Source organism: Candidatus Dorea massiliensis AP6 (assembly GCF_964245105.1).
In the GTDB taxonomy this organism is placed as follows: Bacteria; Bacillota; Clostridia; order Lachnospirales; family Lachnospiraceae; genus Laedolimicola; species Laedolimicola intestinihominis.
Genome location: NZ_CAXTKW010000006.1, coordinates 84,068 through 108,275 on the forward strand (window position 1 = coordinate 84,068; position 24,208 = coordinate 108,275).

A 24,208-nucleotide genomic window follows, 5' to 3' on the forward strand; every position below is an offset into this window, starting at 1 on the left:
ACATTAGAAAGCAGACAAAATAAAAAAGTATAGAGGAAAATGAGATGAAAAGAAAGGTTCATTTAAAAGGCCGCCTGAAACGGTACGTGCAGTGGCCGATTCTGATGAGCATTCTGCTTCTGGTGATGAATCTCTGTATGTATCCCATATCGGTGAAAGCCGGTGTGGCCATGAGCGTATTTGTGCTGGTGTATATCGTGATTGTGACGGTGCTGTATGTGCAGAACCGGGCGCAGATCTACGGGGAGCTGGTGTCCTTCGCGACCCAGTACGGGCAGATACAGAGAAAGCTCTTGAAGGAGCTGGCGATTCCCTACGCATTGTTGGATGAGGACGGAAAAGTGCTGTGGGCCAACAGCGCGTTTTTCGCGGCCAGTGAGAAGGGAAAAAAGAATCTGCGGAAATCCATCACCTACTTCTTTCCGGAGTTTACCGTAGATTTGCTTCCGGAGGATGATTTCGAGGATACCCGGACCGTGCGGTTTTCTGCGGAGGAACGGGATTACCGTGCGGACGTGCGCAGAGTGTATCTCGATCACATCATGGAGGACAATACCTTCGTGGATGTGGAGGAGGATGACAGCTACCTGATCGCGGTGTATCTCTTTGATGAGACCGAGATGAACAAGTACATCCGTATGATCAAGGAGCAGCGGCTGGTGGCCGGATTGATTTACCTGGACAATTACGATGAGGCGCTGGACACTGTAGAGGAAGTCCGCCGGTCTCTTCTGGTGGCGCTGGTAGATCGAAAGATCAACAAGTATATCTCATCCTTCGGCGGTATCGTAAAGAATATTGAGAAGGATAAGTACTTTGTAGCCATTCAGGAGAAGGATCTGCCTGTCATGCGGGAAAATAAGTTTGAGCTTCTTCAGGATGTGAAGACGGTCAATATCGGAAATGAAATGGCTGTCACCTTAAGTATGGGCTTCGGCTGTGCCGGCAAGACCTTTGCGGAGAATTACGAGTTTGCACGGATTGCTATTGATTTGGCGCTGGCCCGCGGCGGCGATCAGGTTGTTATCCGGGAGGGCGAGAAGATCTCCTATTTCGGCGGCAAGACCCAGCAGGTGGAGAAGACCACCCGTGTGAAGGCCCGTGTGAAAGCCCACGCGCTGCGTGAGTTCATTGAGAGCCGCGATAAGGTCATGGTTATGGGACACCGCCAGACTGACGCAGATTCCTTCGGCGCGGCCATCGGTATCTACCGGGCGGCCAAGGTGCTGGGGAAACGGGCTTATGTAGTGCTGAATGAGGTGACCACCTCCGTCCGTCCCATGAAATCCTGCTTCGAGGATAACCCGGTCTACGAGCCGGATATGTTCTTAAGCAGCGAGCAGGCCATCGAAATGATTGACCGGAATACGGTTCTCGTAGTAGTCGATACGAACCGGCCCAGCTATACCGAGTGTCCGGAGCTTCTGACCCGGACGCCCACCATCGTAGTGCTGGATCATCATCGTCAGACCAACGAGCAGATTGAAAATGCGGTGCTTTCCTATATCGAGCCCTACGCGTCTTCCGCTTGTGAAATGGTAGCGGAGATCCTGCAGTATTTTGACGAAGGATTGAAAATCAAGGCGGTGGAGGCGGACTGTCTCTACGGCGGTATCATCATCGACACAAATAATTTCACCAGCAAGACAGGCGTGCGGACCTTCGAGGCTGCGGCGTTTCTGCGTCGGTGCGGAGCGGATGTGACCCGTGTCCGCAAGATGTTCCGGAACGACATGACCGAATACAAGGCCAGAGCCGAGGCGGTGCGCCATGCGGAGCTATACCACGGCTTTGCTATCGCCATCTGTCCCAATGAGAATCTGGAAAGTCCCACCATCGTGGGCGCCCAGGCAGCCAATGAGCTGCTGGACATCAATGGCGTCAAAGCGTCCGTTGTACTGACGGACTATCAGCATAAGACTTATGTGAGCGCCCGTTCTATCGACGAGGTGAATGTGCAGCTTCTGGCAGAGCGGATGGGCGGCGGCGGCCACCTGAATATGGCCGGTGCCCAGCTGGACTGTGGCGTGGAGGAAGCGCTGGAGATTGTGAAGCACACCATTGACAAGCTGCATGAGGAAGGAGAATTTTAAAATGAAAGTAATTTTGATTGAAGATGTAAAGTCCCTGGGTAAGAAGGGACAGTTAGTAGATGTAAACGACGGCTACGCAAGAAACTTCATTCTGGCGAAGAAGCTGGGACTGGAGGCGACTCCGAAGAATTTAAATGACCTGAAGCTTAAGAAAGCCAATGACGAGAAGGTGGCGAAAGAGATTTACGAGGAGGCTAAGGCTTTCGGTGAGCGCCTGAAGGAGATGGAGGTCAACGTAACGATTAAGACCGGCGAGGGCGGCAAGATCTTCGGTTCCGTATCCTCCAAGGAGATCGCGGAAGCGGCAAAGGCGCAGCTTGGCATCGAACTGGATAAGAAGAAAATGGTTCTTCCGAGCCCGATCAAGGTGCTGGGGACTACCATGGTTCCGATTAAGCTGCACCCGAAGGTAACCTCTGAACTGAAAGTGAATGTAAGAGAAGCATAAGATGGAAGAAGCAATCATCAAACGAGTGATGCCCCACAGTATCGAGGCGGAGCAGTCGGTCATCGGTTCCATGCTTATGGATCGGGAGGCCGTGCTGGTGGCGTCAGAGATACTGGCCGGCGAGGATTTCTACCAGCGGCAGTATGGCGTAGTCTTTGACGCTATGGTGGATCTGTTCAGCCGGGACGAGCCGGTGGATCTGGTGACCCTGCAGAACGAGCTGCGGGCCCGGGATGTGCCGGAGGAGGTCAGCAGCATGGAATTCGTCCGGGAAATTCTGGAGCGGGTTCCCACTTCGGCTAATGTAAAATATTACGCCAATATCGTGGCAGAGAAATCCACCCTGCGCAAACTGATCCGTCTGAACGATGAGATCAACAACCTGTGCTACGCCGGTACCGAGCCTCTGGAAAATGTGCTCGATCAGACCGAGAAAAAGGTCTTTGACCTGGTACAGCGACGGAACGCGGGCGATTTCGTGCCCATTAAGCAGGTAGTGCTGAATGCCATTGAGAAGATCGAGATCGCGTCCCGCACCAAGGGAAATGTGACCGGTATCGCCACCGGATTTAAGGATCTGGACTACCAGACATCCGGTTTCCAACCCTCGGACCTGATTCTGATCGCGGCCCGTCCGTCTATGGGAAAGACGGCGTTTGTTCTGAATATCGCCCAGTATATGGCCTTCCGAAGCGGCGAGACTGTCGCTATCTTCAGCCTGGAGATGTCCAAGGAGCAGCTGGTAAACCGACTTCTTTCCATGGAGTCCGGTGTAGACGCCCAGAAGCTCCGAAACGGTAATCTGTCCGATACAGACTGGGAACGCCTGGTAGAAGGCGCCGAGGGCGTAGCCCGTTCCAATCTGATTATCGACGACACGCCTGGTATCACCCTGGCAGAGCTTCGTAGCAAGTGCCGCAAGTACAAGCTGGAGAATAAGCTGGGAATTATCATGATCGACTACCTGCAGCTCATGTCCGGCGGAGGACGCTCCTCTGATTCCAGACAGCAGGAGATTTCGGATATTTCCCGAGGACTAAAGAGCCTGGCCCGTGAGCTGAACGTGCCGGTGGTGGCTCTGTCTCAGCTTAGCCGAGCCGTGGAACAGCGTCCCGATCATCGGCCCATGCTTTCCGACCTGCGTGAGTCGGGAGCCATCGAGCAGGACGCCGATATGGTTATGTTCCTGTACCGTGATTCCTACTATAATAAGGACACGGAAATGAAGAACCTGGCTGAGGTCATCGTGGCCAAGCAGAGAAACGGTCCCATCGGCACCATTAACCTGCTGTGGATGCCCGAGTACACTACGTTTAAGAACTTCAAGCCGGGCCCGCCCATGTAGGAGCGTAAGTCCGGAGATTCTGTACCGGCTTAAAATATAGGAAAAATAGACTGCGATTCCGTACAGAGCGAACGCATATTTACAGAAAAACAAAAATATTTTTGAAATATAATTTATAACAAAAATATTTTCAAATTGGATGATGAATTCACGGAAGATACAGAAAAAGTAACTTGAACCCCCTGCGTCCTCTATGATAAGATATAGAAAATCGCGTAGGAAGTAAAACAGTGGAATGTCAACGGAGACAGCCGGATACAGGCTGTCTCCGTTTTTTATGTAACGAAAAATTCCTGTTATATAAAAAGGCCTTCCGAGCAGGAGTCTTTCCTGTATGTGGAACTTCGGAAAATTAGCGCGCGTGAGGAGGAAGAGTCTATGATTGAAATGATTACCAATGTAAATAGTGCAGTCAATAATGTGGTATGGGGCTGGCCCGCACTGATTCTGCTGGGCTTTACGGGAGTGCTGATGACCAGTATGACTGGATTTTTCCAGCTGTCCCATCTGGGGCACTGGCTGAAGAATACGATCGGATCCATTTTCAGCGACCGGAATATCACAAGGCACACGGAGGATCGCAGCATCTCCCAGTTCCAGTCCCTGTGTACAGCACTGGCGGCTACGGTCGGTACCGGCAATATCGTCGGTGTGGCGGGAGCCATCGCGGTCGGCGGACCGGGCGCGGTATTTTGGATGTGGCTCATCGCGTTCTTTGGCATGATGACCAACTACTCCGAGAATGTCCTGGGTATCCTGTACCGGCGGAAAAACAGCAAGGATGAATGGGCCGGCGGCGCCATGTATTATCTGAAGGACGGCCTGGGAGAAAGGAAGGGCTGTAAGAAACTGGGTGCAGGCCTGGCGGTTCTGTTCTCCTGCTTTTGCCTGCTGGCTTCTTTCGGTATCGGCAACATGAGCCAGGTCAACTCCATGGTCAGCAATGTGTATACAGCCTTCGGTATCCCAAAGCTGGCCACCGGCATCTTCCTTTTCGTGGCAGTATCCCTGGTAGTAATCGGTGGCCTGAAGCGAATCGCGGCAATTACCGAGAAAGTGGTTCCCTTCATGGTGCTGCTGTATCTGCTGGGTACGCTGGTGATCATCGGTATGAACATTTCCACGATTCCGGCGGTGTTTGTATCAATCTTTAAGGGCGCGTTTGCTATGAAATCCGTGGGCGGCGGCATCGTCGGCTCCGGTATCGCCCTGGCCATGAAAATGGGTATGAAGCGAGGCGTATTTTCCAACGAGGCAGGTCTTGGTTCTTCGGTTATGGTACATTCCAGCTCCAATGTAAAGGAACCGGTGCGCCAGGGTATGTGGGGCATCTTTGAGGTGTTCGCGGATACAATTATTGTATGTACGCTGACGGCGCTGACGATTCTTAGCTCCGGTGCGCTGGATCTGACCACAGGCCAGCTGACCGGCGAGGCCGCGGCCATCGAGTCCAGCGCTCTGGTGAGCTACGCCTTCGGCAATCATTTCGGTTTTCTGGGTTCCGCTTTTGTGGCCGTTGCGATTCTGCTGTTTGCCTACTCCACAGTGCTTGGCTGGAGCCATTACGGCGCGACCGCCTGCGAGTATCTGATCGGTACCGGCGCGACGAAGATTTACCGGATGGTCTTTGCAGTTGTTGTTCTGGCGGGCTCTGTGATGAAGGCACAGCTGGCGTGGGATATTTCCGATACCTTTAACGGCCTGATGATGCTTCCGAACCTGATAGGCGTTATCACCCTGTCGCCGGTGGTTATGCGCTGTACGAAGAATTATGTGGCGCGAAATCTGCACTGCAAGGATGTGGAGCCTATGCTCTCCATGTTCCCGGAGATTCAGAAAATGCAGGAGGAGGCGTTAAAGGAGGAGCTGCGTGAGGACGCGGATGCTGCGGCGAAGGCCTATGGAGAAGCATCAGATTCTGTCGTAAAGGGCTAGAAAATTTCCAAAATATGGTTGAAATTTCTTCTGAATCTGTTATACTGTTGAATATGGAAAAATATTACATTTCCATAGGACGAAAACCGGCAAAGTGACAGGGGAGGAAGAGCCATGAGCGAGACACGCTATATGATTTCCGACGCTTCCAGGCTGGTGGACGTGGAAGCGCATGTGCTGCGATATTGGGAAGAGGAACTGGGGCTTCCCATCGGGCGCAATGAGATGGGCCACCGTTACTATACAGAGGAAGATATCCGGTTATTCCGGCATATTAAAGGACTGAAGGATGGCGGGGTGCAGCTGAAGGCGATTAAGCAGCTGCTTCCGGAGCTGGAAAAAGGGGACGTGAAGCTGGAGGGTCTGCTGGCCCGGGCCAGCGGGATTCCGGTATCCGCAGACGGCGATACGGCCAGAGAAGAGAGGATGCAGCAGTTTCAGTGCATTATGAGCCGTCTGATTGCGGAGGCGCTGGAGGATCACACCGAAAAGATGGGCTGTGAAATCAGCACCCAGGTCAGCGGCCAGGTGATTAAGGAGATGGATTATCTGCTCCGCATGAAGGAGGAGCGTGAGGACGAGCGCTTCCGCCGTCTGGATGAAACCATCCGTAATTCCCAGAAAAGCCGCAAGGAAAAGGCGGCTATTGCAAAAGAAGAAAAGCGAAAATGGAATTTTTTCGGACAGAAAAAGGGACAGGCCGTGTAGGTCTGTCCCCTTCGTTTCTGCTCTTTGTCAGATTACTCTGCGCTGATAGCACCGTGCGGGCACTCTGCCTCGCAAGTACCGCAATCCAGACATGCGTCTGCATCGATTACGTACTTTCCGTCTCCCTCGCTGATAGCCTCAGCCGGACAGACAGCTGCACATGCGCCACAATCCTGACAGTCGTCACCAATTACATAAGCCATGATGTAAATCCTCCTTTTATTATCCTGCAGGACGGAAACTCCGTTCACAGGTGATATATGTTGTTAGTATCGCCAAAAGGCGATAGCCTTGTACAGGTGTATTTTATAATAAATGTGTAGAATATACAAGTGAAAAATCTATAAACTTGGCATTGTATCGAAAATTACACAAAAAAATCCTTGCAAAATACTCGGAATTCGATTATAATAGTACCGCTATACATGAATAATACCGTCGCATGGCGGTAACGATACTGAGTATTATAAGGAGGAAATTCAAATGGCACAGGTAAATAAGGATATGCTGATTGCTGATGTACTGAAGACAGACGAGAACATGGCAGGGATCCTGATGCGCGAGGGTATGCACTGCGTAGGATGTCCGGCACACCAGATGGAGTCTCTGGGCGAGGCTGCTATGGTTCACGGCATTGACCCGGATACACTGGTAGCAAGACTGAACGCATTTCTGGAAGCAAGCCAGGCGTAAGGGTCGGCGGATATATAAGAAATATGAGACACTGTAGCGGATGTTACAGTGTCTTTTCTTATGTAATAGGAAATTCCGATGGAATCCCCTATTACATAAAAAACATTATCGCACTGCGGCGGAGAGGTAGTATGTCGCTTAGGCGACCCGCCGTAGGCGGAGAATCCTGCGTAGCAGGATTCTATTTCCCGGGAATTTATTTTACAAATTTTTAAGAAAATCGGTCCTTCGTTTTTCTTGACGTGACAACCCGGCCTGACATATAATGAATCCAGATTCTGACCGACTGGTCGGTCGGAAATTCGATTAAGAGGAGGAAAACCATGAAAAATAAGAGCGTACTGGCGCTGGGTCTTGTGCTGACTATGAGTGTATCTATGGTAGGCTGCGGCAGCAGCAAGAAGACCGAAACAGAAAAGGTAAATGTGGAAGTACAGACGCCCCAGAGCGGGGAAGTTACTTTGGATACTGATTACATAGGAAGCGTCTCCCCGGAGCAGCAGGTCTATGTGGTGCCGCTGGTATCCGGAACCGTGACCCAGGTGAATTATTCCGTGGGTGATACGGTAAAGGAAGGCGATGTGCTGTTCAAGATCGATGACGAGGCGGCACAGCTTCAGATGGACAACGCTAAGGCGACCTACAGCCAGGCCCAGGCCGGCGTCAACGTGGCGACAGGTGGTTCCAGGCATCTGCAGAATTATCAGACCGAGCAGGGCATCGATACCATGGAGGATAACCTGGATAAGGTGCGGGACAGCATCAAGGATATGGAGAGCCAGATCAGTGAGTTGGGTGATAAGGAAACACAGCTCAGTCAGGCGGTGACCGGAGCCAAGGCCCAGGCAGACGCGGCAACCCAGGCACTTGCCCAGGAACAGGTAAAGCTGGATAACTTAAATGCGGAATTAAAAGCCATTCAGAATCCGGGAAAGGATGAAAATGATGTCGATATTCCGGTAGATACAGCAGCAGAGGCGGCCAAGAAAGTGGAGATTCAGGCTCAGGAGCTGGAAGTAGCCCGAGCAAAATTAGCAGCGACTACTGCAGATGGAAAGCTTTCAGACGCCCAGTCCGGCCTCTCTCAGGTCCAGTCCGGTAAATCCCAGCTGGAAAGCGCCCTGGAGAGCACCAAGAGCCAAAAAGAGACTCTGAAAGACAATCTGAAAACGACAGAGAAAACATATGAGATCACCAAAAATGAGGTCTATCCCCAGACCGATGCCACCTATTCCGCACAGCTGGCCCAGGCCAATGTAGCCCTGGAGTCCGCCCAGTATCAGCTGGATATGTACACCGTCAAGGCACCCATTTCCGGTCAGATCGAATCCATTTCCGTAGAGAAGGATTCCATGGCTTCTGCGGGCAGCCCGGCCTATGTCATTTCCAATAAGGATTCGATGACTGTTACCTTCAATGTGGCAGAGAAGGCCAAGAATGAGCTGCAGGTGGGCGACGCCATTGAGGTAGAGCGAAATGGCGAAACCTTTGCCGGAACCATCACGGAGGTGGGAACCATGGCAGGACCGCAGACCCGTCTTTTCCAGGTAAAAGCTTCTGTCATCGGATCCGGAGATAAGCTGCCCAGCGGCGTGTCCGTCAAGGTGCATGCTACCACCCAGAGGGAAGAGAGCAGCCTGGTGATTCCCTATGACGCGATTTATTTCTCCGCAGGCAGCGCCTATGTGTATTGTGTGGAGGACGGAAAGCTTGTGAAAACCCCGATTACCGTGGGCCTGATGAATGATAACGAGGCGGTTGTGGCGGACGGATTAAACGGGGAAAGCCAGGTCGTAACTACCTGGTCCTCCAAGCTTAGAGACGGCGCAGAGGTTGTGGTGAAAACAGAGGCGGAGGATGCGGAATAAATGAGTCTGACAAAATTTTCCTTAAAAAGACCGGTCACGACCCTTCTGGTTGTCCTTGCGCTGGCAGTATTCGGTATCTCGTCCCTTCTGGGCCTGAGACTGGAGCTGATGCCGGATATGGATATGCCGGTGATGATGGTTATGACCATTTATCCGGGAGCGGATCCGGAATCCGTAGAGGAGCTGGTAAGCTCTGAGATAGAAGGCAAGGTGGGAGCCTTAAGCGGTGTGGATTCCGTTACCACCTATTCCCAGGAGAACAGTTCCATGGTTCTCCTGCAGTATGATTACAGTGTGGATACCAACGACGCGTATCTGGATCTGCGCGCGGCGCTGGATTCGGTGGAGCGTTCTCTGCCGGATGACTGCCAGAGCCCCATCGTTATGAAAATGGATATCAATTCCATGCCCAGTATGATGTATTCCTTAAGCACCACCGATGGCAGCGACGTTCTCTCCCTGGCCAATGATGAGATTGTGCCGGAGCTGAAGGCGGTAAGCTCGGTGGCCAGCGTGGAGGTCAGCGGCGGTCGTGAGAATTATATCCAGGTGAAGCTGGACGAGGAGGCCATGAATCAGTATGGCCTGACTATGAGCAGCATCGCCCAGTTTATCGCGACCACAGATTTTACAGTCCCCATCGGCTCCCTGGAGCAGGGTACGCAGTCCATCAGCGCCATCAGCACGGCGGATGTGACCACGGTAGAGGATCTGCGGGAGATTCCGTTGTTTACCGCTACCGGCAGTATGATTCACCTGTCGGATGTGGCGGACGTGCAGTGGTCCCAGAAGGATCCGGACAGCATCAGCCGTTATAATGGCGAGGAAACCCTGACGGTCAGCGTTACCAAGAACCAGAGCGCAAGTACCCTGGGAGTAGTGCGGGACGTCAGAAAGACCATGGAGCGGCTGCAGAAGGAGCATCCGGGACTGGTGGCGACAGCCTCCTACGACGCGTCGGATATGATTCTTCTGGCTGTAAAATCAGTAGGAAGCACGCTGCTCATGGGTGTCATCCTGTCTATGCTGGTGCTGTTTATTTTCTTCGGCGACGGGAAGGCCAGCCTGATTGTAGGAAGCGCCATGCCCATCTCCCTGTTGGTGACGGTGATTGTCATGGCCGTGGCAGGCTTTTCACTGAATATCATTACGCTGGGTGCGTTGGTGATTGCCATCGGTATGATGGTAGACAGTTCCAGTGTGGTACTGGAGAGCTGTTTCCGGGCGAAGGATAAAAAGCCGGGCTTTCGGGAGGCTGCGGAAATCGGTACCAGAGGCGTGGCAGGCTCTATCGTGGCTTCTACGATTACCACAGTCGTGGTATACCTGCCTCTGTGTATCCAGACCGGACTGACCGGACAGATCTTCGGACAGCTGGGCTATACGATTATCATCGCCATGCTGGCGTCTCTGATTTCCGCACTGACTCTGGTTCCCCTGTTTTTCTGTATCTTCAAGCCGCAGGAGAAAAAGGAACTGAAGCTGAACGGATTTCTGGATAAGGTTAAGGAGAAATATGACAGGCTGGAGCGGAAGCTCTTACATAAGAAGAAGCTGAGCGTTCTGGTGGCGGTGGTGCTGTTAGTTATGTCCTTCGGTCTGGTGAGTCTGATGAAGGTGGAGCTGATGCCGGCCATGGACGAGGGAACCATTTCCGTGGCGGCTGCCTTCCGCAGCGGTACCAAAGCAGAAGAAGTAGATAAAAAAATGCAGGAGATCGAGGCTATGGTGGCGGCCCATGAGGATGTGGACAGCTATACCCTGACTTCCTCCAAGGGATCCGGAACCATTTCCGTTAATCTGAAGGAGGATCGGAAGATGTCCAGCCAGGAGGTGGCTGATGAGTGGCTGGAGGAGACGAAGGATATGACCGGCGTACAGCTGGATATCACCGTCAGCAGCCAGATGTCTACCATGATGCTCACGTCAAGCGGCGGAAGCGTAACCCTGGCTTCAACCAATCTGGACGATCTGAAGGAAGCGGTTTCTGCCCTTCAGGAAAAGGCCTGGAATATTCCGGGCGTGTTGAACGTATCCTCGGATGCCGGTGAAGGCGCTACCCAGATCCGGGTGGTAATTGATCCGTTGGACGCTATGGCCCACGGTATGACGCCCATACAGGCAGCAGGGGGGCTCTACAGTATGATCAGCGGAACCGAGGCTATGACCATTACGTCAAATGGCGAGGAATACAGTGTCATGCTGGAGTATCCGGAAGGCACCTACACAAAGGCGAGCGCGCTTCTGGACGCCTCCGTCGGCGGCGTACCCCTGTCTGAGATGGCGACGCTTCAATATACCGATTCCCAGCAGACCGTCATGAAACAGGACGGAAAATACACCACCACCATTACCGCCTCCTGTGTCTCAGAGGATACGGACGCAGTGGACGCGGCGCTGGATAAGCTGGTGGCAGATACAAAGCTTCCGGATTCTGTGGAACAGACCAAGGACACCATGGACGAGATGATGACAGAGACCTTTACGGCCATCGGCAAGGCGATTGCAGCAGCAGTGTTCCTGGTATTCCTGGTTATGGCCATGCAGTTTGAATCTCCGAAGTATTCCCTGATGGTCATGCTGAGCATCCCCTTCAGCCTGATTGGTTCCTTTGGACTTCTCTTTCTGTCCGGACAGTCGCTGACTATGATTTCCATGATGGGTATCATGATGCTGGTGGGTATCGTGGTAAATAACGGTATCCTGTATGTGGACGGTGTCCATGCCCTGATGAATGAGGAAGGACTGGGACTGGAGGACGCGCTGATTGAAAGCGGAAAGACGAGACTCCGGCCGATTCTGATTACTACGCTGACTACCGTTATTTCCATGATTCCCATGTCTCTGGGACTGGGAACCGGAACGGAAATGATGCAGAGCATGGGTATCATTATCATCGGCGGTCTGACTGCCTCTACGATTCTGATTCTTTTGTTAATGCCGGTATTCTATCTGATGGCTTACGGAAATAAAAAAGAAAAGGGGCCGAAAAAACCGCGGAAATGGAGGCTTAGAAAGCATGGAACTGCAGAAAACGAAGTCAATGCCTGAGCTGAAGCCCAAGGTAAAGGCCCTCTACGATGCAGTCCTGGAGCTTCTGAATGAAAATGCGGACGTCAATGCCCTGACCGTGGCGGATATTACGAAGCGTGCCGGTATCGGTAAGGGAACGGCCTACGATTATTTCAGCTGTAAAGAAGAAATCATTGCGGGAGCCATTATCTACGACGCCCGGACCCAGGGTGAGGAGAACTGGGAAAGACTGGAAAATATTCCGGGCTTTGAAGAAAAGATCTGCTATTGCTTTCACTGGGTGGCAGAGTGTGTGCAGGAGCAGCGGGCATTTGCCAGGTTTCTGTTCCTGTCGGCCCATCCGGGAGCGGCTAAGGACGATATTATGAAGAAGCTGCAGAGCATGCTTGCGGAAAGCAAGCAGTGCGGCGATATGGGGCCCATGATGATTCTGGGAAAGCTGTGTGACTGCGGCATGCGGGAATGCTATATCCGGAAGGGGCTCCCGAAGCAGGCGGCGGTGTATATGCTGCTTGGCAGCCTGACCTCTCTGGTGATGTATCTGGGAGAGGAAAACCGGACCGGGGATTTCTGCCCGGAGGAGATGGGAAGTTATCTGTGCGAGGGCTTCCTGCAGGCGGTGAAATAAGGGCAAAATAATAGAAGAAAGAAAACGGTCTGTGCTTTACTGTCACGGACCGTTTTGCTATAATAGAACCAGTGGTTTTACAATAAAATTTTAGCATCGCAGATGCAGCAGGAGGTATGAGGTATGCTTTTGGAAAAACTGGAGCAGGAGGGTATCAAGAAGGAGCTGGAAGCCCTCGGATACAACTGTGAGGAGATCTTCGGTGGCCTGAAGGAGGAGACGGACCGGCTGTACGCGTCCTATTCCTGGCAGAAGATTCCCTGTACGGTAGAAGGAATCCGGGAGTATGTGATTCACGCAGTTCCGCCGAAGGAGCTTCGGGAGAAGGACTATCCCTGGGAGGAGTGGTTTATCCAGTTCGACGAACCGGTACACCACGTACTGTTTATGCACGATCAGGAGATCTGCAATGCGGAAGCGCCGATTCCGGAGGGAGATACACAGCATCCGGCGGAGATTTGCGGAAGAACCTGGTACTATTACGACGATAAGAACAGCTATCCGCATTTTGCGGGAAAGGCAGAGCCCCGATAGGGCCCTGCCTTTTTCTTAAGAAATTCAAAAGATTCTTAAAAAACCCGGTATCTTCTTGAACTCACTGGAATATAATGCTAGAGTATGATTTAGTATCCCATCCGCTGTGGAGGGGGAAATGACAGGAAGCAGCAGCGAAAGAGGAGAGATTTTATGAAAAAGAATAACGGAGGAATCCGGACGGTGATTACGGCGGGCATTTTGCTGGTATTGGTGATCGCGGTAGCCTGGACACTGAAGCAGAAGAAAGCGGACGCGTCTGCAGATGCGGAAATTAAGATAGAGACGCCTGGCGAAGCTGACGATGCGCCAGAGGAACCGGTGACAGAGGTGACGGAGACGCCAACAGAGGCGGAGCCGACGGCAGATCCGTCCGCAGCCGATGAGGCTGCGCGTCAGGAGCAGGAGAAAAGTACTTTTGTGACAGATTATGAGAGTGAACCATTGTTATCTGCCACACCAATTAAATATCTTAGCCTGGAAGTGGGCGGAACGGACGGGGAGATTCGTCTGAACTGGATGTCGCCCAGCAGCAGTGCCGGACAGGTCAGCTGGTACACGGTGCAGAATGGTGATTTGCAGATGGTGACGGCTGATTGCAGCTCGTCCCGGACTATGCCGGGATATTATGTAAACAAAGCAACTGTGACCGGACTTCAGCCGGGCATGACTTATGCATATAAAGTAGGAAATGACGCGGGCGGCTGGTCTCCGGAATACCGGTACACCGTGCCGGAAGGCGATACAAAGGAAGGGTTTACTTTCCTGGTGACTTCCGACGCGCAGATTGGTCAGGATCAGTATCAGGAGGAAGAGGTCAGCATCGAGGACTGGGACAAGGTGGTGACCCGGCTTACCAGATATGTGCCGGAAGCGCAGTTCCTGGTGCATACGGGCGATCAGGTAGCCCAGTTTGGCAATCCTGAGGAATACAGCGGTTTTCTGGATCATCTGGGACTCTACAGGATTCCGCTGGTACCGGTGACTGGCAATCATGACGTGGCCAACAAACAGATTTCCGAGGAATTGGGCTACGGCGGCGGACCGTATTTTTACGAACATTTCAATGTGCCGAACCGCTCCGAGAAGTACGGTATGAGTGAATATGATAAGGATGGAGATTATTATTTCATCCGGGGAAATGTATTATTTATCGTGCTGAACAGTACGACCAACCAGCCGGTGGACATTCACGAGGAATATGTTCCCAAGGTTATCGCCGAGCACCCGGATACCCGGTGGCGTGTTATCATCCAGCATTATCCGGCCTACAGCAGTGTGGCGAAATATCAGGAACGCATGGATTCTCAGCTTCGGTATTCCCTGGGTTATATCTGCGAGGATAATGATATTGACCTGGTGATTACCGGTCACGATTCCATCTATTCCCGTTCTGCTTTCACAAACCGGCGCTGTGAGAGATACGACAATTATGATTATTCCACAGGCGGGGTGGCGGTCAACCCGGAAGGAACCATGTTTGTGGTCTGCGGAACGTCCAGCGGAAGCCTGTATCAGGCAGCGACACCCAACGAAAATCTGGTATTCCAGAGTCAGGCGCAGGAGCCTACGGCCATCCGCTTTGATGTGACAGATACGGAGCTGCATCTGCGCGCCTATACCGTAGACAACTGGACCGTCTGCGACGAGTACACAATCCGCAAAGAATAGTGCGGAAACCTTGACAATCCGCGGAAAGACTGCTATATTTACCTACAGTTAGACTGGATAGAATAACATAAAGGCGGAGAAAAAGAGGAGTACGCGGGACGCACGTCAAAAGAGAGGACAGCTCATGGGCTGAGAGGCTGTCGTGGAAGGGTCGCCTGCGGAAGGTAGCTTTGGAGCCGGAATGGTGAACGGAGGTCTTATTAACCATTCACGCCCGACCAGCGTTAAAGGGTGAGAGATATGAAGCGGCAGTGTCGCTTCATAAAGTAAGGTGGTACCGCGCACAAGCGCCCTTTCAGGATAAGAGAGGGCGCTTATTTTTTTCGACTGGTTCAAGAAGCGAAAGAAAAATGAAGGAGGAACAGAATGAAAGAGTTGGCAAAGACCTACGATCCCAAAGCAATGGAGGATCGTATTTACGGAGAGTGGCTGGAGAAAAAGTATTTCCATGCAGAGGTGGATCGGAGTAAAAAACCGTTCACGATTGTCATGCCGCCTCCCAATATCACAGGAAAGCTGCACATGGGACACGCATTGGACAATACGCTGCAGGATATCCTGATCCGTTACAAGAGAATGCAGGGCTACAATGCTCTGTGGATTCCGGGAACTGACCATGCGTCCATTTCCACAGAGGTCAAGGTCATCAACCAGTTGAAATCTGAGGGCATTGATAAAAATGAGCTGGGCCGCGAGGGCTTCTTAAAGAGAACCTGGGAGTGGCGGGAAGAGTATGGCCGCACCATCGTAGATCAGCTGAAGAAGATTGGCTCCTCCTGCGACTGGGACAGAGAGCGCTTCACCATGGACGAGGGCTGCTCCAAGGCCGTACAGGAGGTATTCCTGCGCCTGCATAAGAAGGGCTATATCTATAAGGGATCCCGTATCATCAACTGGTGTCCGGTCTGCAAGACCTCTATCTCTGACGCAGAGGTAGAGCACGAGGAGCAGGCAGGCCATTTCTGGCATATCAATTATCCGATTAAGGGCAGTGACAAGTTTGTAGAGATCGCTACCACCAGACCGGAAACCCTGCTTGGCGACAGCGCCCTGGCAGTAAACCCGGATGACGAGCGGTATAAAGATATCGTAGGTAAGACCGTGATCCTGCCTCTGGTAGGTCGTGAGATTCCGGTTATCGCAGACGCTTATGTAGATAAGGAGTTTGGTACCGGCGTAGTAAAGATTACCCCGGCACATGACCCCAACGATTTCGAGGTAGGAAAGCGTCATAACCTGCCGGAGATCAATATTCTGAACGACGACGCAACCATCAATGAGAACGGCGGCAAGTACGCAGGCATGGATCGCTACGAGGCCCGCAAGGTCATGGTAGAGGAACTGAAGGAGCAGGGTCTGCTGGTGAAGGTGGTAGACCATGTCCATAATGTAGGAACCCACGACCGCTGTGGCACCACCGTTGAGCCCATGATCAAGCAGCAGTGGTTCGTAAAGATGGAGGAGATGGCAAAGCCGGCTATCGAAGCAGTGAAGAATGGCGACCTGACCTTCGTTCCGGAGCGGTTTGACAAGACTTATCTGCACTGGCTGGAGAATATCCGCGACTGGTGTATTTCCCGTCAGCTCTGGTGGGGACACCGGATTCCGGCTTACTACTGCGACGACTGCGGTGAGATTGTGGTAGACCGCGAGATGCCGTCCGTCTGCCCCAAGTGCGGCGGAACCCATTTCACACAGGATCCGGATACCCTGGATACCTGGTTCTCCTCTGCGCTGTGGCCCTTCTCTACCCTGGGCTGGCCGGAGAACACCGAGGATCTGGATTACTTCTACCCCACCGATGTACTGGTAACCGGATACGATATCATCTTCTTCTGGGTAATCCGTATGGTATTCTCAGGCTATGAGCAGACCGGAAAGTGTCCGTTCCATCATGTACTGATTCACGGATTGGTGCGGGATTCCCTGGGACGGAAGATGAGTAAGTCTCTGGGAAATGGTATCGACCCGCTGGAGATCATCGATCAGTATGGCGCAGACGCCCTGCGTTTCACCTTGGTTACCGGCAACGCGCCCGGCAACGATATGCGTTTCTATATGGAGCGCGTGGAGGCCAGCCGTAACTTTGCCAACAAGATCTGGAACGCTTCCCGTTTTATCATGATGAATGTGACTGCTCTGAAGGAAAATGAGCACGAGCAGAGCGAGTATTCATTTTCAACGGAGCAGTCAGCGACGGACCGCAGGTCTGGAGCTTGCGTAAAAGAAATGGATCTCACACAGCTCACCGGCGCGGACAAGTGGATTCTGTCCAAGGTGAATACCCTGGCGCAGGATGTGACTGCGAACATGGACAAGTTTGAGCTGGGTATCGCGGTCCAGAAGCTCTACGACTTCATCTGGGAGGAGTTCTGCGACTGGTACATCGAGATGGTGAAGCCCCGTCTCTATAATGAAGAGGATCAGACCAAGGCGGCAGCCCTGTGGACCCTGAAGACTGTTCTGACCAATGCCCTGAAGCTTCTGCATCCCTATATGCCGTTCATCACTGAGGAGATTTACCGGAATCTGACCGGAGAGGAATCCATCATGATTTCCGCGTGGCCGGAGTTTAAGGAGGAGTGGAGCTTCGAAAAGGAAGAGGCCGAGGTAGAGCTGATCAAAGAGGCTGTCCGCGCTATCCGTAACGTGCGTTCCTCCATGAACGTACCGCCCAGCAAGAAGGCTCACGTGATCGTAGTATCCGAGAAGCCGCAGGTGCGGGAGGTATTCGAGGGCAGCAAGGCCTTCTTTGGTACCTTAAGCTATGCGAGCCAGGTAACGGTTCAGGAGGATAAGAGCGGTATCGGTGAGGACGCGGTTTCCGCGCTGATTCCGGACGCAGCCGTTTATATGCCCTTTGCGGAGCTGGTAGATCTGGAAAAAGAGATTGAGCGTCTGAAGAAAGAGGAGGAGCGTCTGACGAAGGAGCTGGCCCGTGTGAACGGTATGCTGAGCAATGAGAAGTTTATCAGCAAGGCTCCCCAGAGCAAGATTGACGAGGAGAAAGAGAAGCTGGAGAAGTACACCCAGATGATGAATCAGGTGAAAGAACATCTCGCAGCGCTTGTGAAATAAGAATAGAGAGGAATTTATGAAAAAGTTTTTACAAAAGGTTAAGGCCTGCGGCGCAGTGGTGAAGCGATTCATCGGGCGCTGCGCGGCCGTCCTGAAAAAATGGAGTGAGGGGTGCAGCAGTCGGATGGAAAAGCCGGTAGCTATCGCTAACCGGTTTTCCCTGGTGCTTCATGCGGTTATGTCGGCAGGAATCTATTTCATTATGGAAGCCATGTCCCGCCATTCCGCACTGGAAGCATGGAATTTTATGACAGGAAGTCCGAAGGTATTTGCCTATAATACCTTTATGATTTTCATGACCTTTATGCTTGTGTATCTGTTCCGGAGACGTATTTTTGTGCGTCTTCTGATTACGGCCTTCTGGATATACCTGGGCTATATGAACGGAACGATACTAAGCAGCCGCGTTACGCCGTTTACCGGACAGGATCTGCATCTGATTACCGACGCGCTGGACGTGGTAGGTCTGTATATGTCGCCGTTGAAGCTGATTACCCAGGTGGGCGGCGTCGTGCTGGCGATTCTGGTGCTGTTTCTTCTGTGGAAATTCGCGCCGAAGTATCAGAAAAAGATAAAATGGCCTTTAAGCATCGCAGGCGTGATTATTGTGCCAGTGCTCTTTGCGGGAAGCACGAAGCTCTGCCTGGAGCAGCGAGTGCTGTCCACTTATTTTGGAAATATTGCGTTTGCTTACCAGGATTACGGCCTGCCCTACTGCTTTTTCTGCAGTCTTCTGGCCACCGGTATGAGCGAGCCCTATGATTATTCCAAGGATACCATTGACAAGATCGTGGAGGATGACAAGCAGACAGCGCTGAGCGAGGATAACGATACAGAGAAGCCCAATATCCTGATGCTGCAGCTGGAGACCTTCTTCGATCCGACGACCGTAGAATGGCTGGAGTTTTCTGAGGATCCCATTCCGAATTTCCATCGGCTGATGCAGGAGTATTCCTCCGGCGCGTACAAGGTACCGTCTGTGGGAGCCGGAACGGCCAATACGGAGTTTGAGTCCATCACCGGTATGAACCTGCGGTATTTCGGACCGGGTGAGTATCCGTACAAGACAATTTTGAAGAAGACGACCTGCGAAAGCGTCGCGTATGACCTGCGGAATCTGGGTTACGCGACCCATGCGATTCACAATAATAAGGCAACCTTCTACAGCCGCGCGGACGTATTTAAAAACCTGGGCTTTGATACTTATACGTCCAAAGAGTATATGGATGTGTCCAATACCACAGCCAACGGCTGGCTGAAGGACGAGATTCTGGTGGATCAGATTCTGGACAACCTGAAATCCACGGCCCGTCAGGACTTTATTTACACCATTTCCGTACAGGGACACGGCGAGTATCCCACAGAGAAGGTGCTGGAGGATCCGGCCATCAAGGTGACCGGCGCGGCCACCGAAGAGAAGAACAATCAGTGGGAGTATTATGTAAACCAGCTCCATGAGATGGATCAGTTCGTAGCGGATCTGATTGACGCACTGGATAATTTCGGTGAGAAATACGTGCTTGTTATGTACGGCGACCATCTGCCGACTCTGGGACTGACGGTGGAGGACGTGACGAACCGTTACCTCTTCGACACCAGCTATGTGATCGTGGACAATATGGGACTGGAGAAGGTGGATCAGACCCTCTGCTCTTACCAGATAGCAGCGGAGGTTCTCGATAAGGTAAACATCCATACCGGAACCATGATGCAGTACCACCAGAACCGCCGTAAGACGAAATGGTACTTACAGGATATGGAGCTTCTGCAGTATGACCTGCTGTATGGCAAGAAATATGCTTACGGTGACGACGGCACCACGCCTTTCGAGACCATTGATATGCAGATGGGCATCCATCAGCCGGAGATTACGCGTGTGATTTCTCTGCCGGATGAAAATAAGGTGTATGTATTCGGCAGTAATTTTACGACGGCAAGCAAGATCTACATCAACGACGAGTGGCAGAATACCAAGTTTATCAGCAATCATGTATTGCAGGTGAAGAAGGTCAAGCTGACCGAGGACGCGCTGGTGTCGGTAAAGCAGCTGGCTCCGGGTAAGGCAAAGCGCGTCTTGAGCGAAGGCAATACGATGATGTATGTGGCTCCGGTGGCGGAGGAAGAGACGGGGGAAACCAATGAGAGCGGCGATACCACCGACATGGAAGAAACTGACGGAACCACAGATACAGGAAGCGAAGAAACCACCGGCACTGCGCCGGCAGACAGCGAAGCAGAAGGGACAGGAGCTGCACAATGATGACGTATCAGGAAGCTGTAGATTATATTGAGGAAACACCCAAATTCACAAAGAAAAATTCACTGGATCACACCCGGGCCTTTTTAAAAAGGCTTGGGAGTCCGGAAGACAGTATGAAGATCCTGCATGTGGCGGGCACCAACGGAAAGGGCTCCGTATGCTCTTTCCTGGCCTCCATCCTCCATGCGGCGGGCAAAAGCACGGGTCTTTTTACTTCCCCCCATCTGGTAGACATCAATGAGCGCTTTGTCATCGATGAGAAGCAGGTGTCGGACGAGGAATTTCTTATGGCCTTTCAGAAGGTCATGGACTGCGTCAATGAAATGAAAGAGGAGGGCTATCCACATCCGACCTATTTCGAATTGCTGTTTTTGATTGGCATGGTCATTTTCAGGGAGGCAGGCGTAGAGTATCTGGTGTTGGAGACGGGCCTGGGCGGACGTCTGGACGCTACCAATTCCATTGCCCATCCGCTGGTCACAGTGCTGACATCTATCAGCCTCGATCACACCGAGTATCTGGGTCATACGGTGGCGGCCATTGCAGGTGAGAAAGCAGGCATTATCAAAGAGGGTGTTCCGGTAGTCTATGACGCGTCCTGTAAGGAAGCGGAAGAGGTGATTCTGGCCAGGGCAAAGGAAATGCATGCGCCGGTCTATGGTATTCGTCCGGATATGTATAAGATTTTGGGTGCGACCGAGAAAAGCATTGATTTTTCTATAGATTGTGGGTATTATGATGGTATCAGTCTGTCGATTACCAGCGTGGCGGAATATCAGATGAAGAATGCTGCGGAAGCTGTGACAGCCATTCGTGTGATGGAGGGCGGTGACACGTTCACAGACGGGATTATCCGCAAGGGTATCTCCGAGATGCGCTGGCAGGGCAGAATGGAGACGGTGCTGCCGGGCGTTATCATCGACGGCGGGCACAATGAAGCAGGCGTGGAGGAGTTTGTAAAGACTGCAAAACGTCTGGAAAAGGACTTCCCGGTGACGCTTTTATTCGCAGCGGTGGGGGACAAAGACTATCGTCATATGATCGAGACCATTTGCAGAGAGCTGCGTTTGGAACGTGTTATCGTGACTGAGGTCGGCGGTTATCGCAGCGTGAATGTGAAGGAGCCTAAAGGACTCTTTGAGAAGTTCGGACAGAAAGAGATTAAGGCGATTCCGGATGTAAAGGAAGCGTTTGAAGAGGCATTAAGAGAAAAGGGCGACGGCATCTTATTCTGTGTCGGATCCCTGTATCTGGTAGGAAGCATAAAGAAGATATTACGGGACAAGGAGGACGGCAAATGATTGATTTTGAGGAAGAACTGAAGAAATTTCATCCGAGCCTGGAAGTGGAGCAGGTGGAGGATAATGTATACAGGAACAAGCCGAAGGACATGTCGGACCTGCTTGACGAGATGCTGAAAGAGATGAAGGGCGGACGCCGCCAGAGCTAGGATCGCGGATATCGGAGGAGAAAGCTATGCGCTGTGTGAAATGTGGAGCTACACTTACGGATCCGGGATACTGCAGCTCCTGCGGAACAGAGATCCATGTATACGAGAAAATTATCCGGCTGTCCAACACCTATTACAATAGGGGACTGGAAAAGGCGAAGGCGCGGAGCCTGTCGGCGGCGGCAGAGGATTTGCGTTATAGTCTGGAGCTGAATAAGCATAATATACCGGCAAGAAATCTGCTGGGACTGATTTACTATGAGGTGGGCGAGGTGGTATCCGCCCTGACCGAGTGGATTATCAGCAAGAACCTGGAACCGGAGAAGAATATCGCTGACGAGTATATTCAGGCAATTCAGGAGAACCAGGCTCGGTTAGAGACTATTAACCAGACTATCAAGAAATACAATCAGTCTCTGCTGTACTGCCAGCAGGGCAGTGAGGATCTGGCGGTTATCCAGTTGAAGAAGGTGCTTTCCCTGAATCCGAATCTGGTGAAAGCGCATCAGCTGCTGGCGCTCCTTTATATTAAGACGGAGGAGTACGAGCGGGCAGGACGGGAGCTTCGACGGGCGCTGGCCATCGACAGGACCGATAATATCTCCCTGTATTATCAGGCGGAGCTGGAGACTCTGGTCGGAAAGTCCGCAAGCCGCGGACAAAAAGCCGAGGGACAGAAAGAGAGTAAGGGAAATAAGAGTAAAGATCCGGATATTATCTCCTATACCAGCGGCAATGAGACCATTATCATGCCGACAGGATATAAAGAGAATACAGGCGTTAATGTGGTGCTGAATATTTTCATCGGACTGGTGGTGGGCGTGGCGCTGATGTGGTTTCTGGCGGTTCCGGCCAAGGTGAAATCCGTGCGTAACCAGACTGCGGCGCAGATCCGGGAATACAGCGATCAGATTACGGCGAAGCAGACGGAGATCAATAATCTGCAGAGTCAGTTAGACGAACTGAACGGCACGGGAGCCGACAGCTCGGAGAGCGCGGCGGAAGCCCCCGGCGGCAGCTATGAGATGCTGATTGACGCGTATACCAGCTTCCAGGCCGGCGATACGGATACCGCCACCACGGCCCTGGATAGCGTCAAAGCAGATGAACTGTCGGATAATGCCAAAGCCATCTATAATCAGATGTATGGAGCGCTCCATGCGGACGATGTGAAGAATCTGTATGACGCGGGCGCTGCGGCTTACGACGCAAAGAACTATGAGGAAGCGGTGACCAACCTGGTTCAGGTGGTGGCCATGGATGAGAAATACGACAACGGTTATGCCGTTTACTATCTGGCGCGTTCTTACGAGGCTTTGCAGCAGAATGACGAGGCCATTGCCATGTTCCAGAAGTTCCTGGATAATTACCCCGGAACATCCAGAGCGAAGTATTGTACCAGCGCTATCGCGCGGCTGGGCGGTCAGGTGCAGACGCAGAGTACGACGCAGACACAGGCCACGACGCAGAATCCGGCAGCGGATACGGCCGCGCAGGATCAGGCGGCGCAGCAGTAATAGTATGCAAGATGTACATTACAGGCTGAAGCACTTGCTGCTGAAGCCGTGAGAACATGATACAGATGATAAACCCTGAAGTTAGGGACATGGGAATTGACAGAAATGTCGGTTCCTGTGTCCTTTTTGTTGTCTTACGGGAAAAGGCCTGGCAGGGGCGGCCCATTTTCCATGGAAAGGAGTAAAAATATGGGAAAAGAGAGAATGAAGCTGGAGAAACAGACCCTGTATATCCGGGTGCCCATGGAGCTTGATCACCACAGTGCCGACGCCATCTGCCGCAGGGCTGACGAGTTGGTGCAGGCAAAGGATGTACGGGAAATCGTCTTTGACTTCTCGGAGACGGAATTCTGCGACAGCTCCGGTATCGGCATGCTGATGGGCCGTTATAAAATGATGCAGGCCCTGGGCGGAACCGTGCGGGCTGTGCGGGTAGGACAGCGAGTAGAGCGGATTCTGGTGCTGTCCGGGGTCAGAAAACTGATTCCGGTGGAAGAAATGCGAGGAGGTGCAAAGTGATGACAAATCGAATGAAGGTAGAATTTGACAGTATTTCTGCCAACGAGGCCTTTGCCCGGGTGACTGTGGCGGCCTTTCTGGCCCGGCTGAACCCCAGTGTAGAAGAGGTGGCCGATGTGAAGACAGCGGTCTCCGAGGCCGTGACCAACGCTATCATCCACGGTTATCAGGGGGAGGTACATACGATTACTATCGAAGGGGAGTTGGAAGGAGACTTACTGACCCTGCGGGTGCGGGACGAGGGTGTGGGCATCGCGGATATCGGACAGGCCATGGAACCTTTGTATACATCCAGGCCGGAGCTTGAGCGATCCGGTATGGGCTTCCTCTTTATGGAGGCCTTCATGGATGAAGTACTGGTGGAGTCGGAGCCGGGAAAAGGCACCTGCGTGACCCTGCGGAAGCGAATCGGCAGAGGAAAGGACTGA

General features: G+C 52.3%; 19 protein-coding genes and 1 other annotated feature. Of the genes, 18 read left to right on the forward strand and 1 reads right to left on the reverse strand.

All coding sequences use genetic code 11. The features are described from left to right. The first annotated feature begins 44 nt into the window (after positions 1-44). The 5 genes from ACESZP_RS07845 (at position 45) to ACESZP_RS07865 (ending at position 6,529) form a co-directional block, all read left to right on the forward strand. On the forward strand, positions 45-2,093 hold the full coding sequence (locus ACESZP_RS07845; protein WP_178038376.1) for a GGDEF domain-containing protein: 2,049 nt from the start codon (positions 45-47) through the stop codon (positions 2,091-2,093). Between the two features lies 1 nt (position 2,094). Next, positions 2,095-2,541 (forward strand): 50S ribosomal protein L9, encoded by a 447-nt coding sequence (gene rplI / locus ACESZP_RS07850; protein WP_178038375.1) that lies wholly within the window; start codon positions 2,095-2,097, stop codon positions 2,539-2,541. A gap of 1 nt (position 2,542) precedes the next feature. Then, positions 2,543-3,886, forward strand: coding sequence for a replicative DNA helicase (dnaB, locus tag ACESZP_RS07855; RefSeq protein WP_178038374.1), 1,344 nt, complete (start codon positions 2,543-2,545; stop codon positions 3,884-3,886). Positions 3,887-4,264: 378 nt separating this feature from the next. Then, on the forward strand, positions 4,265-5,821 hold the full coding sequence (locus ACESZP_RS07860; RefSeq protein WP_499708665.1) for an alanine/glycine:cation symporter family protein: 1,557 nt from the start codon (positions 4,265-4,267) through the stop codon (positions 5,819-5,821). A gap of 114 nt (positions 5,822-5,935) precedes the next feature. Next, positions 5,936-6,529, forward strand: a complete 594-nt coding sequence (locus ACESZP_RS07865; RefSeq protein ID WP_178038372.1) for a MerR family transcriptional regulator — start codon at positions 5,936-5,938, stop codon at positions 6,527-6,529. Between the two features lie 32 nt (positions 6,530-6,561). On the opposite strand, the gene fdxA is transcribed toward ACESZP_RS07865, so the two are convergent. Beyond that, complete coding sequence (fdxA, locus tag ACESZP_RS07870; RefSeq protein ID WP_158365078.1) at positions 6,562-6,732, reverse strand: 4Fe-4S ferredoxin; 171 nt, start codon at positions 6,730-6,732, stop codon at positions 6,562-6,564. A gap of 280 nt (positions 6,733-7,012) precedes the next feature. Here fdxA and ACESZP_RS07875 point away from each other — a divergent pair, with 280 nt between their 5' ends. The 13 genes from ACESZP_RS07875 (at position 7,013) to spoIIAB (ending at position 24,208) form a co-directional block, all read left to right on the forward strand. Further along, a complete protein-coding gene (locus tag ACESZP_RS07875; protein ID WP_178038371.1) occupies positions 7,013-7,222 on the forward strand; it encodes a DUF1858 domain-containing protein in 210 nt (69 codons plus the stop codon). A gap of 323 nt (positions 7,223-7,545) precedes the next feature. Next, positions 7,546-9,090 carry an efflux RND transporter periplasmic adaptor subunit gene (locus ACESZP_RS07880; protein WP_499708668.1) on the forward strand — a complete coding sequence of 515 codons (1,545 nt, stop codon included), beginning with the start codon at positions 7,546-7,548 and terminating at the stop codon, positions 9,088-9,090. Next, positions 9,091-12,141 (forward strand): efflux RND transporter permease subunit, encoded by a 3,051-nt coding sequence (locus ACESZP_RS07885; RefSeq protein ID WP_499708670.1) that lies wholly within the window; start codon positions 9,091-9,093, stop codon positions 12,139-12,141. Further along, positions 12,110-12,751 (forward strand): TetR/AcrR family transcriptional regulator, encoded by a 642-nt coding sequence (locus ACESZP_RS07890; protein ID WP_499708672.1) that lies wholly within the window; start codon positions 12,110-12,112, stop codon positions 12,749-12,751. The genes ACESZP_RS07885 and ACESZP_RS07890 overlap by 32 nt, the downstream gene beginning before the upstream one ends. A gap of 123 nt (positions 12,752-12,874) precedes the next feature. Further along, the gene (locus ACESZP_RS07895) at positions 12,875-13,285 is read left to right on the forward strand and encodes a hypothetical protein (protein ID WP_186872732.1); all 411 of its coding nucleotides are present in this window, start codon (positions 12,875-12,877) and stop codon (positions 13,283-13,285) included. A gap of 153 nt (positions 13,286-13,438) precedes the next feature. After that, on the forward strand, positions 13,439-14,956 hold the full coding sequence (locus ACESZP_RS07900; RefSeq protein ID WP_499708674.1) for a purple acid phosphatase family protein: 1,518 nt from the start codon (positions 13,439-13,441) through the stop codon (positions 14,954-14,956). Between the two features lie 67 nt (positions 14,957-15,023). After that, positions 15,024-15,254, forward strand: a binding site (T-box leader). Between the two features lie 68 nt (positions 15,255-15,322). Beyond that, entirely contained in the window at positions 15,323-18,034 is a 2,712-nt protein-coding gene (locus tag ACESZP_RS07905) for a valine--tRNA ligase (RefSeq protein WP_499708676.1), read from the forward strand. A 16-nt stretch (positions 18,035-18,050) separates the two neighbouring features. After that, entirely contained in the window at positions 18,051-20,294 is a 2,244-nt protein-coding gene (locus ACESZP_RS07910) for an LTA synthase family protein (protein ID WP_499708678.1), read from the forward strand. Continuing rightward, the gene (locus ACESZP_RS07915; protein ID WP_499708680.1) at positions 20,291-21,595 is read left to right on the forward strand and encodes a bifunctional folylpolyglutamate synthase/dihydrofolate synthase; all 1,305 of its coding nucleotides are present in this window, start codon (positions 20,291-20,293) and stop codon (positions 21,593-21,595) included. The genes ACESZP_RS07910 and ACESZP_RS07915 overlap by 4 nt, the downstream gene beginning before the upstream one ends. Then, on the forward strand, positions 21,592-21,744 hold the full coding sequence (locus ACESZP_RS07920) for a hypothetical protein (protein ID WP_178038365.1): 153 nt from the start codon (positions 21,592-21,594) through the stop codon (positions 21,742-21,744). Before ACESZP_RS07915 ends, ACESZP_RS07920 begins: the two co-directional genes overlap by 4 nt. 26 nt (positions 21,745-21,770) lie before the next feature. Continuing rightward, the gene (locus tag ACESZP_RS07925) at positions 21,771-23,261 is read left to right on the forward strand and encodes a tetratricopeptide repeat protein (RefSeq protein WP_499708682.1); all 1,491 of its coding nucleotides are present in this window, start codon (positions 21,771-21,773) and stop codon (positions 23,259-23,261) included. 189 nt (positions 23,262-23,450) lie between these two features. Further along, positions 23,451-23,780, forward strand: a complete 330-nt coding sequence (locus tag ACESZP_RS07930; RefSeq protein WP_178038363.1) for an anti-sigma factor antagonist — start codon at positions 23,451-23,453, stop codon at positions 23,778-23,780. Further along, positions 23,780-24,208: an anti-sigma F factor gene (gene spoIIAB / locus ACESZP_RS07935; protein WP_178038362.1), complete on the forward strand. Its 429-nt coding sequence runs from the start codon at positions 23,780-23,782 to the stop codon at positions 24,206-24,208. The genes ACESZP_RS07930 and spoIIAB overlap by 1 nt, the downstream gene beginning before the upstream one ends.

What these genes read in the sequence shown, in the direction of transcription:
- ACESZP_RS07865 (WP_178038372.1), top strand. Translation starts at nt 5,936, where the DNA reads ATGAGCGAGACACGCTATATGATTTCCGACGCTTCCAGGCTGGTGGAC.
- ACESZP_RS07875 (WP_178038371.1), top strand. Translation starts at nt 7,013, where the DNA reads ATGGCACAGGTAAATAAGGATATGCTGATTGCTGATGTACTGAAGACA.
- dnaB (WP_178038374.1), top strand. Translation starts at nt 2,543, where the DNA reads ATGGAAGAAGCAATCATCAAACGAGTGATGCCCCACAGTATCGAGGCG.
- ACESZP_RS07890 (WP_499708672.1), top strand. Translation starts at nt 12,110, where the DNA reads ATGGAACTGCAGAAAACGAAGTCAATGCCTGAGCTGAAGCCCAAGGTA.
- ACESZP_RS07900 (WP_499708674.1), top strand. Translation starts at nt 13,439, where the DNA reads ATGAAAAAGAATAACGGAGGAATCCGGACGGTGATTACGGCGGGCATT.
- ACESZP_RS07895 (WP_186872732.1), top strand. Translation starts at nt 12,875, where the DNA reads ATGCTTTTGGAAAAACTGGAGCAGGAGGGTATCAAGAAGGAGCTGGAA.
- rplI (WP_178038375.1), top strand. Translation starts at nt 2,095, where the DNA reads ATGAAAGTAATTTTGATTGAAGATGTAAAGTCCCTGGGTAAGAAGGGA.
- ACESZP_RS07930 (WP_178038363.1), top strand. Translation starts at nt 23,451, where the DNA reads ATGGGAAAAGAGAGAATGAAGCTGGAGAAACAGACCCTGTATATCCGG.
- ACESZP_RS07925 (WP_499708682.1), top strand. Translation starts at nt 21,771, where the DNA reads ATGCGCTGTGTGAAATGTGGAGCTACACTTACGGATCCGGGATACTGC.
- ACESZP_RS07885 (WP_499708670.1), top strand. Translation starts at nt 9,091, where the DNA reads ATGAGTCTGACAAAATTTTCCTTAAAAAGACCGGTCACGACCCTTCTG.
- ACESZP_RS07920 (WP_178038365.1), top strand. Translation starts at nt 21,592, where the DNA reads ATGATTGATTTTGAGGAAGAACTGAAGAAATTTCATCCGAGCCTGGAA.
- ACESZP_RS07910 (WP_499708678.1), top strand. Translation starts at nt 18,051, where the DNA reads ATGAAAAAGTTTTTACAAAAGGTTAAGGCCTGCGGCGCAGTGGTGAAG.
- ACESZP_RS07915 (WP_499708680.1), top strand. Translation starts at nt 20,291, where the DNA reads ATGATGACGTATCAGGAAGCTGTAGATTATATTGAGGAAACACCCAAA.
- ACESZP_RS07860 (WP_499708665.1), top strand. Translation starts at nt 4,265, where the DNA reads ATGATTGAAATGATTACCAATGTAAATAGTGCAGTCAATAATGTGGTA.
- spoIIAB (WP_178038362.1), top strand. Translation starts at nt 23,780, where the DNA reads ATGACAAATCGAATGAAGGTAGAATTTGACAGTATTTCTGCCAACGAG.
- ACESZP_RS07905 (WP_499708676.1), top strand. Translation starts at nt 15,323, where the DNA reads ATGAAAGAGTTGGCAAAGACCTACGATCCCAAAGCAATGGAGGATCGT.
- ACESZP_RS07845 (WP_178038376.1), top strand. Translation starts at nt 45, where the DNA reads ATGAAAAGAAAGGTTCATTTAAAAGGCCGCCTGAAACGGTACGTGCAG.
- ACESZP_RS07880 (WP_499708668.1), top strand. Translation starts at nt 7,546, where the DNA reads ATGAAAAATAAGAGCGTACTGGCGCTGGGTCTTGTGCTGACTATGAGT.
- fdxA (WP_158365078.1), bottom strand. Translation starts at nt 6,732, where the DNA reads ATGGCTTATGTAATTGGTGACGACTGTCAGGATTGTGGCGCATGTGCA.